Annotated in this window: 8 protein-coding genes; 3 read left to right on the top strand and 5 right to left on the bottom strand. The window is 44.4% G+C overall.

Annotation, left to right across the window (positions count from 1 at the left end; all coding sequences use genetic code 11):
• Positions 1–395: 395 nt before the first annotated feature.
• Positions 396–1,244, top strand: coding sequence for a hypothetical protein (locus tag ACLFWI_RS21255; protein WP_446414573.1), 849 nt, complete (start codon positions 396–398; stop codon positions 1,242–1,244).
• Between the two features lie 52 nt (positions 1,245–1,296).
• On the opposite strand, the gene ACLFWI_RS21260 is transcribed toward ACLFWI_RS21255, so the two are convergent.
• Entirely contained in the window at positions 1,297–1,557 is a 261-nt protein-coding gene (locus ACLFWI_RS21260) for a hypothetical protein (RefSeq protein WP_446414574.1), read from the bottom strand.
• Between the two features lie 118 nt (positions 1,558–1,675).
• Here ACLFWI_RS21260 and ACLFWI_RS21265 point away from each other — a divergent pair, with 118 nt between their 5' ends.
• Together ACLFWI_RS21265 and ACLFWI_RS21270 are read left to right on the top strand one after the other, a co-directional pair.
• Complete coding sequence (locus tag ACLFWI_RS21265; RefSeq protein WP_446414575.1) at positions 1,676–3,721, top strand: DICT sensory domain-containing protein; 2,046 nt, start codon at positions 1,676–1,678, stop codon at positions 3,719–3,721.
• Between the two features lie 265 nt (positions 3,722–3,986).
• Positions 3,987–5,342, top strand: a complete 1,356-nt coding sequence (locus ACLFWI_RS21270; RefSeq protein WP_446414576.1) for an inorganic phosphate transporter — start codon at positions 3,987–3,989, stop codon at positions 5,340–5,342.
• 110 nt (positions 5,343–5,452) lie between these two features.
• Here ACLFWI_RS21270 and ACLFWI_RS21275 read toward each other — a convergent pair whose 3' ends face one another.
• The 4 genes from ACLFWI_RS21275 to ACLFWI_RS21290 all read right to left on the bottom strand — a co-directional run bounded on the left by ACLFWI_RS21275 (position 5,453) and on the right by ACLFWI_RS21290 (position 8,662).
• Positions 5,453–6,070: a hypothetical protein gene (locus tag ACLFWI_RS21275; protein WP_446406216.1), complete on the bottom strand. Its 618-nt coding sequence runs from the start codon at positions 6,068–6,070 to the stop codon at positions 5,453–5,455.
• A 215-nt stretch (positions 6,071–6,285) separates the two neighbouring features.
• Complete coding sequence (gene msrP, locus ACLFWI_RS21280) at positions 6,286–7,281, bottom strand: protein-methionine-sulfoxide reductase catalytic subunit MsrP (RefSeq protein ID WP_446414577.1); 996 nt, start codon at positions 7,279–7,281, stop codon at positions 6,286–6,288.
• Complete coding sequence (locus ACLFWI_RS21285) at positions 7,223–7,468, bottom strand: hypothetical protein (RefSeq protein WP_446414578.1); 246 nt, start codon at positions 7,466–7,468, stop codon at positions 7,223–7,225. The genes msrP and ACLFWI_RS21285 overlap by 59 nt, the downstream gene beginning before the upstream one ends.
• 477 nt (positions 7,469–7,945) lie before the next feature.
• Positions 7,946–8,662 carry a DUF2259 domain-containing protein gene (locus ACLFWI_RS21290; RefSeq protein ID WP_446414579.1) on the bottom strand — a complete coding sequence of 239 codons (717 nt, stop codon included), beginning with the start codon at positions 8,660–8,662 and terminating at the stop codon, positions 7,946–7,948.
• Between the last annotated feature and the right edge of the window lie 98 nt (positions 8,663–8,760).

The raw sequence follows: 8,760 nt of genomic DNA on the forward strand, positions 1-8,760 counted from the left end.
TTTGTCCTTTGTCCTTTGTCCTTTGTCCTTTGTCCTTTGTCCTTTGTCCTTTGTCAAGGGGCAAGTTTTAAATATTGTGTGAAGATAAAATCTATTGGTTTCGATAAGTTTAGCTTATGAATAAGCCAACTTGTTTGGTTAAGATAGTTAAGTTTCTTTAAATAATATAAATTTAATTTACAAAGATTAGAGAGTCGGTTTCATAAATATAGATAGATGGAGTGACAGGTGTCATTTCTCATCTATGTAAATTTTTGCTTAATACTCATTTAAATTAATAATGAATTCATTTCTGGCTCTATGTAAAGTGTTTGTGAATATGACCAAAAACTAGAGAGTTAAGCTTGAAATTTATGTATCCTGAAGATTAAGAATCCGATTATATCATTACTAATATGAATAAACTATTAATAACAATGACTCTATCAATATCTATTCTTCTAGAAGCTTTAGGAGGAAATTCAGCAGGTGGATTAACCCTAAGAAGTTGGAACAGCGCTAATCAGCGTGGTGGTGACTTATTTAATGGCGGAAATGGTGCTTTGCTATACGGTGCATTTAGATCAAGTCTTCTGGAGCGTTCACATACTATCCTTCCAGGAGTATCAACCCTAACCGAGGCAAATCTTGCTGACGTTGATATATTCTTTCACGGAACCTCATCAAAAATTCTGACATCAACCGAAACTACTGTGCTGAGTAACTTCGTAAAAATGGGTGGTTTTCTGATTGTTGAATCTGATTCAAGTCATTCTGAACAGATATCTGCCAATTCTGTACTGGAATCACTAGGACTCGGTTCACGGTATACAGGTGTTGTCGGTGGTGTCAATTCTCCTACAGGTGGCACGTTTAAAAATACAGTTTCTCCAACTACAGTCGGCAGATTAGGTGATTTAAGAGGTCAAACATTTGGTACATCCTTAGCCACTGATATAGATACAATGGTAACCGATATTACTCCCACTGGGGGGACGGTAATTGGTGAAAATGGCTCAATCAGGTCGATGGTGGAATTTCAGCCCTTTGCTAACGGTGGTAAAGTCTTGGCTGTTGGTGACCCCTACGGTTATAATCTTTTCCAGAGTTCAGATAGTTCTTTTTTTAATCCTAACAATCAAAAAGCCTATTTAAATTTCATTGAGTATAAACAATCTGAAACTCCTGTTCCTGAAACATCAACGATATTGGGTTTATTGACATTAGGAACTTGTGCTGTCGGCAATAAGCTATCTCAAAAATGATTAAAGTCTAGACTATTGAATAAGATTTGTTGTTCTTTTGTTTCTCAGGAGTTCAAGCATTCCAGCGTTCCAGTTTTACCCAGGAAGCATCAGCGTTACCAGCACCTAGAACCGGGTTTGAGGTTTCAAATCGCTCTACCTCTGGTTCGAGACATTCGCTCACCTGGACATCTCCCCGGAGCCTAGAGAGAAATTTTCTCCGGTTCGCTAGGTGGAAGTTACCTTCTTTTTTGTACGATAGGTTGATAGGACAAGTTATCCACTCTAGATGACCCACAGCGGTTCTTTGCCGAATCGCGTTGCTTAATGGCATTCCCTATACCTGCCGATTGCTCTTGATCGGGGATTATGGCAGTAAAAATCATAAAAAAGGGGATTTGTCAAGGGTTTGTTGCCAAGCTCAAGCTAAAAACTGCTTATCGCTTATTTGAATGATCATCAAAACTTCGGTGCTGGCTCACTTACTCCAAGCCATGCCCCACCTGAGGCAACAAGTATATTTCAAAGCGTCGTTGACCGCACTTTCCCATGCGATGGAAGATCAGGTCTTAGCTGGTTCGGAGCAGCCGTTGGTGATTGCCTGTTTTCAGCGAGAACGCTTCTATCGTCAGGAAGCTCATCGCTATCGGCGCATTGCTCAACGGACACCTCATGTGTATGTATTAGCCGCACCAGAAACGGATTTCAAGAATAGCTCAGATCACCACGAAACTGTGGCATTTGATCCGGGCGATGCCTTAAGTTACGAGTGGCATTTAGTGGTGATTGGTTCTCACTATGCCAACTGTTTGATCTGCCGAGAAAAACGTCTGTCTGTCTCCAATAGCGCCAATGGCGAGATGGATACCTCTCGGCGTTTTGAGGGAATTTGGACATTTGACCGGACGGTTAGTGCCAAAGCCGCCGAGTTGCTTCTGAATCGCATTGCCACCTATCGACCTGAGTTAGCGGATAAAATCGAACAGGCAAAAGCTGAGTATATCAGTTCTGGCTCAACTCAACCCTCAGATCGGAATCTGGAAGACTCACCCAATCCTGATCCATTTGTGCATCGGTTGGTGACTTACTTACAAGCGGGTCAGTATAAACTGCTGAAAGCCTATAGCTCGATCGCGGCTCAAGAACAACGCGAGCGTTTGGTGAATTCGATTAGCACAGCGATTCGGCGATCGCTCAATCCCCATGAAGTTCTGGAAATCGCGGTGCAAGAGTTAGGAAGAGCCATGGGTTCTTGTCGTTGTCTGATTTACCGCTGTAAAGCCACGGATACTCAAGCCACGATTACCCATGAATACCTGGAAACCCGAGGGCGCGATCGCACGATCCTTTGCTCCACCCTAGGTAGCCCTTGGCCCCTAAAAGATAATACTCTGTTTCAAGCCATTGTCGAACATCAAGAGTCCATTTCTGTAGAAGATACCCAACATGATCCTCGGCTGAACCAGACACCTAGCCAAAACGCTAATTCCCCGTCTTCTAAATTAAAGGAATTGGTGCAAACCTTTGGCATGCGATCGTGGCTCATGGTTCCTGTATTGTATCAGGGTCGATTATTGGGGATGGTTGAGTTACACCACTGCGGCGAAACCCCTTATCGGTGGAAGGATGAAGAACTCGCCCTCGTCGAAGCGATCGCAACTCAAGTGGGTGTCGCCTTAATCCAAGCTGAAGCTTATGCGAATTTGCAAGATTTGAACCAACAACTCGCCGCCCTTGACCGCACTCGTAGTAACTTAGTCGCAATCACGGGTCATGAACTCCGCACCCCCCTGTCCACGATTCAGGTTTGCCTAGAAAGTCTCGCCAGCGAACCGGATATGTCACCAGAATTACGTCAGGTAATGCTGAATACCGCCCTTGACGACGCCGAACGCCTGCGGAAACTGGTGCAAGACTTTCTCACCCTCTCGCGCCTGGAAAGTGGGCGCGTGGAATGGAATGTCGAAGCCCTTTCTCTACAAGAATGCATTGACTTAGCCCTCAGCCGGATCAACGTCCATTGGTCAGAGGATCGGCGACCGAACATTATTACTCACGTTCCCACAGATCTGCCCTTAGTCCAAGCCGATGGTGAGTGGCTGGTAGAAACCCTTGCTAAACTCCTAGACAACGCCTGCAAATTTACCTCCTCCCAAGGAGAAATTACTATTGGGATTCAAACCAATGGTAATTCGATGTTAAAAGTGACTGTCGCCGATACAGGGCGAGGGATTGAACCGAATCGCCTAGAGGATGTCTTTGATCGCTTTTATCAAGAAGAAGGGGCGCTGCGACGGACTACCGGCGGCACAGGCTTAGGATTAGCTATTTGTCGCCAAATTGTCAAGGGGTGGGGCGGTAAAATTTGGGCAGACTCAGCGGGTAAAGACCAAGGTTGTCAGTTTCACTTTACGGTGCCAATGATTGCGCCGACATCCGATTCTCAGCCCTCTAAAGGCAAGGGAAAAGGTAAGGGGTCAAGAGTTAAGCGAAATTGATGAAGAAGTAGGTGGGCAAAGTTAAAGTTAATGGTGGTGCTCGTCATACTCGCTTCCCTTAAGAAGTAAGCTACGTCATTTGTTTATGTTTATGTAAGGGTTTGAGGGCTATTTACAGAACTTCATAATGTTGAGTTTATTTCCACCCACCTACTTAGGAGGAAAGAGGCAAAAGAGAATCATCGTAGTGCGAGCGTCTCGCTCGCTATTGAGTAGGGTTTTTGTTTGACCATTAAACTTTATAGCAGGGATTGAGGGATAACGAGTGATTTCAATAGCTCTAATTCAACTCAGTTTAACTGCCATTCTTGCCTTCTATGTCGCTTGGAATCTAGGCGCTAATGATGTGGCGAATTCCATGGGAACGTCAGTTGGCTCAAAAGCGGTTACGCTACGACAAGCGCTAATTATTGCCGGGATTTTAGAGTTTACAGGGGCGGTTTTATTTGGTCAAGGGGTGGCGACAACGTTAGCCACGAGAGTGATTGATCCAACGTTATTTGCCCAAACGCCACAGGTGTTACTACTGGGGATGATGTCTGTATTACTGGCTTGTGGTTTATGGTTACAAATTGCTACCAGTCTGGGATTACCTGTCGCATCATCTCATGCTGTAGTTGGCGCGATCGCCGGATTTTGTTGGGTGGCGATTGGGGTGCAGGCGGTAGATTGGGGAACCTTGGGTCGTATTTCGTTAACCTGGATTATTACACCTGTTGTTAGTGGTAGTTTAGCCGCCGGATTTTATAGTATTATCAATACCTCAATTTTAAGGCAAAGGAATCCGATGGTTCAGTTACGGGAATGGATTCCTTGGCTAAGTGCTATTCTTGTGAGTATCTTTGGCGCGATTGTCATGCCAAGTTTATTTAATCGTCCTCTATTTTATGCCTTGCCAATTCCTACCCATGATTTACCGATTATTACGGTTTCGGTTGCGGCTATTGTCCTGAGTCTGATTAGTTGGCGTCAGTTGGAACGTAGCCCTTTAATTCTACCTATTAATCCTGAAGAATCGAAAGTTCAAGATATTCGCATCCGGGAAACTGGGGAAGCGGAAATTGAAGCGAATATTGTCCCACCCCCTAATGCTGTGTCTCCATTTCCCTCAGCAATTGAGCAACAACTGGCGCGGTTTCAAGTTCTCAGCGCTTGTTTTGTGGCGTTTGCTCACGGTTCCAACGATGTCGGGAATGCGATCGCTCCCTTAGCTGCGATCGCGTATATTATTGCTACGGGTACGGTTCCCCTCACGGCGTTTGATATTCCGTTGTGGATTCTCATCATTGGTGGTGCTGGTATCGTTGCAGGGTTAGCTGTTTGGGGCAAAAAGGTGATTACTACCGTTGGGGAAAATATTATCCCTTTACAACCGAGTAGTGGATTCTGTGCCGAAATTGCCACAGCGACAACTGTTTTACTCGCCTCCCGCTTCGGTTTTCCGGTTTCAACGTCTCACGCTTTAGTGGGGGGTATTGTTGGTATTGGATTGATTCAAAATTGGCGCACGGTTCGCTTTCAAACCCTTAAATCGATTGCTCTGGCTTGGTTAATTACGCTACCCGCAGCCGCTAGTTTAGGGGCGATTATCTTTATCAGTTTACGTGGGATTTTTCTTTAGGCTCTTAAACAAGGGCGGGTTTTGTTGCTCATTTATCGGTCTTAATTAGCGTTAATCCCTAAACCCGCCCCTACAATTGACCATTTGATTGGCTTGGTTCGAGGAAATGCTTATTTCTTAAACTTTTCGGCGATATAACCAATCCGGTCAACAATATCGGCAACATTACTAATGTAATAATTATTTTCATTAACCGAGAGGGTCAGGTTTTCTAGCAATAAAAACGACCAGACTTCTCCATCGGTGATAATGCCGTAGACTTGATCTTGCTGGAACTTCTTTAGAGTTGCATACATTTCCGCGACACATTGCCCTAACCCATCAGATAGACTACTTTTTTTGACTTCGACGACTGAAATAATCGGCGAAATAAAATCAATCTCATCAAGACTTAAAGCGCAATCGTATTTACCATTTAATGGGTGAGGTAAACCTGGTGTTTCCTCTGGATTAATATCAACGGGTGGTTCAAAAAAGATACCGAGATTATAAGTGTCGCTAGCTTCCCACAAAATGTGAGATACTAAGAGACTGCCTCGGGTTGCTTCGTTATCCGATTTGGACAGGCTAATGCGAGACTTCATCTTTTTTACGGCTACCTGCAAATCAGGATAAGACTGATCGGTGGGATTAAAGTTGCTAAATAAATTAGCGTCTTTCAATAGTGTGATATTAAAGATAGCTTTTAATTCAGCGGCTGAGTATTTTCTATAGTCACCAAAAGACATAATGTGCCTTCAGAGTTATGTTATGTAAAAATAGTGATTTGTCCTATACAGGTAACGGTTGTACTATGATAACGTTTGTGCGATCGCGCCCTTAACTGCAAGGGTACTGAAAAGCGTGCATCGTGCATTTTGGGAATTGCCTCCACCCTTGATATACCGTAGGGTGGGCAATGCCCACCAGCCATTTTTGGGTGTAGTTTTTCGGACTTTGCTTTTTATGTGCGGGAGGTGGAATACAACTGTGCTACATATTCTCCATACCCGTTATAGGGAAGCGTTTCCCGTCTTTCCCAGGAAAAATTGGGTCCTTTCCCAACAAACTTTTCCGTCGCTTGAGACCAACGTGGGTGGGACACATCCGGATTGACATTTGCCTCAAACTTGTACTCATAAGGAATTAAGGTATTCCAAAATGTCGCGGGTTGAGTCTCAACAAATTCAATCTTGACAATAGACTTAGCCCCCTTAAACCCATATTTCCACGGCACAACCTCTCGAATTGGTGCCCCATGCTGTTTCGGCAGAAAATGACCATAAATCCCCACGGCAAAAAATGCCAAATCATTCGCCATTTCCTCTACCGTTAATCCTTCGGTATAGGGCCACGGTAGTTTACCACTGAATGACCATGCTGGACCGATTCTAATTTGAGGATCATCGAAAGACGTAAACCGGACAAATTTGGCTTTAGATGTGGGTTCTACCTCTTCCATTAATAATCGCATCGGAAATCCCAGCCATGGCAATACCATTGACCAGGCTTCGACACAACGGAAGCGATAGATACGTTCTTCGAGGGGGAATTTTTTGCGTAAATCGTCTAAATCGTAGGTGCGAGGATTTTTCACCAATCCGGTGACTTCAACCGTCCACTCATCTGTCGGTAAGGCTTGGGCGGCTTGCCATATCGATTTGCCACTGCCAAATTCATAGAAGTTATTATATTGTCCCGCCAGTAACTCATTGGTGATGGGACGGTCAACATTCGCAAATGCGGGATTGGTGTTCAGGAGTTTGACCGTTGGTTGATTGAGGGTAGCGGCTAGTTCCTGATTGGTTTCCGAGTCAGAGGAGGCTTGACATCCCAAGATGGGGAGAATACTCGCACCGACTAGGGTTTTGAGAAAGCGACGCCGATTGAAGTAAACGGCTTCAGGCGTGATTTGGTTTTCGGGAATTTCCCAGGATTGGGGAACGCGGATAAGGGTCATTGGGAAACAAGGTTGACGGCTGATGCGGCGGCGTGAATTGAAAGAACGCCTGTATACAAATCTTAACCTGTTTCCAGTCAAACGCTAAATAAGTGTTGGGGGTGAGGAGAGGGAAGGGGGAACTGTAAATATACCTTAAACCCTTACAAATGGCAAATGACGTAGCACCATTGTAGAGACGCGCCATGGCGCGTCTGGAACATAAATGATGTGTCCTAACCGCTATGGCGGTTGCTATAACTTTAATTGTCCCCACCTATACATAACAACAACACTCAACTAGCTCTCTGAGTGACTTCCTCTCCATAATTAATCCTAAATAGAGTTGCTCTAAATTCGATAATTCAGATGCATTGCTCCCTAAAATTCTAGTTAGAGGATGTATCAGTCTTCGCGTTGAGTGTTGCTGTTAGAATTTGCGTCTCGGATAAGACAGATATTAGATTTAACAGAGTTTTAGCCTTCCCTCCTTTCTGGATTTTCAAGTGACATTAATATCTGTCATTGAAGCTTTCTCTTTCGCTTCAATTACTAATTTACTACTCTCTCAGAAAAGTACAACCCTTTGCAATATTTTTTAATGTTTCTTTTCTTTCCCTAACTTAGAGACACATAACTTTAAATTGGTGAGAGTAGCGACTCTAGTCTGGATTCACCAATATGACTAATTCTCAAATGGCTGCAAAGAAAAGCTTTGCACTAACGTGGTTTTGACGACATCCTCGTGAGTCGGTTGCAGCATATCTAGCAGAACTACGATATTACTACGGTTAGGAGATAGCCGCACCTCTCGAATCCGATAGCCTTTCACGGCATCTCGATAGTTGTTCAAAGTACCCAGAGTTAAGCGCTGATTCTGATAATTGATGATTAAGCGCATGGACGCCCGTTCGACTGGAGACGTGCCTCCAGATAAGACGGAGGGGATACGCCTTTGTTCTAGGCGCAGTTGTAACGGCTGGTTCTTTAAGCGAAATGTAACAGTTTCGCTGTCATCTGGCTGACGGGTGCTATCGATGACAGGGAGTTTAATGCCAACTTTCAGCCGATTGAGCCCCAAATCTTGTCGGAGGGTTACTGTATCTTGCAGCAAGTCGTTTTCAGCCGCTTGATTGCTGAGACTGTAAGCATCGCGATCATAGTTGGTTCGCAGACAACCATTTCTGACACAGGAGTTATTGGGGATATTGATAATTTGCAGATGAGCCGTGGGAACTTCTGTGACTGAATCCCGGTAACTTTCTAGATGAATATAATGACGATTATCCGGGGAGAATCCGGCTAAGCGAACAGAGGTGTTGAGTATGGCTGCATATCCGGGGTTGAGGAACAGGATCACACTGGCTGCGATCGCGGGAGACACGAATGATGCTATTTTCATCAAAAAAAGTAAGTCGGTGGGGACAATTAAAGTTAACGGCGGGGATTGTCATTTGTCATTTGTCATTTGTCATTTGTCATTTGTCATTTGTCATTTGT

This window comes from Coleofasciculus sp., assembly GCF_046539235.1.
Taxonomy (GTDB): domain Bacteria; phylum Cyanobacteriota; class Cyanobacteriia; order Cyanobacteriales; family Coleofasciculaceae; genus Coleofasciculus.

What these genes read in the sequence shown, in the direction of transcription:
- ACLFWI_RS21255 (WP_446414573.1), top strand. Translation starts at nt 396, where the DNA reads ATGAATAAACTATTAATAACAATGACTCTATCAATATCTATTCTTCTA.
- ACLFWI_RS21260 (WP_446414574.1), bottom strand. Translation starts at nt 1,557, where the DNA reads ATGCCATTAAGCAACGCGATTCGGCAAAGAACCGCTGTGGGTCATCTA.
- ACLFWI_RS21265 (WP_446414575.1), top strand. Translation starts at nt 1,676, where the DNA reads ATGATCATCAAAACTTCGGTGCTGGCTCACTTACTCCAAGCCATGCCC.
- ACLFWI_RS21275 (WP_446406216.1), bottom strand. Translation starts at nt 6,070, where the DNA reads ATGTCTTTTGGTGACTATAGAAAATACTCAGCCGCTGAATTAAAAGCT.
- msrP (WP_446414577.1), bottom strand. Translation starts at nt 7,281, where the DNA reads ATGACCCTTATCCGCGTTCCCCAATCCTGGGAAATTCCCGAAAACCAA.
- ACLFWI_RS21285 (WP_446414578.1), bottom strand. Translation starts at nt 7,468, where the DNA reads ATGGCGCGTCTCTACAATGGTGCTACGTCATTTGCCATTTGTAAGGGT.
- ACLFWI_RS21290 (WP_446414579.1), bottom strand. Translation starts at nt 8,662, where the DNA reads ATGAAAATAGCATCATTCGTGTCTCCCGCGATCGCAGCCAGTGTGATC.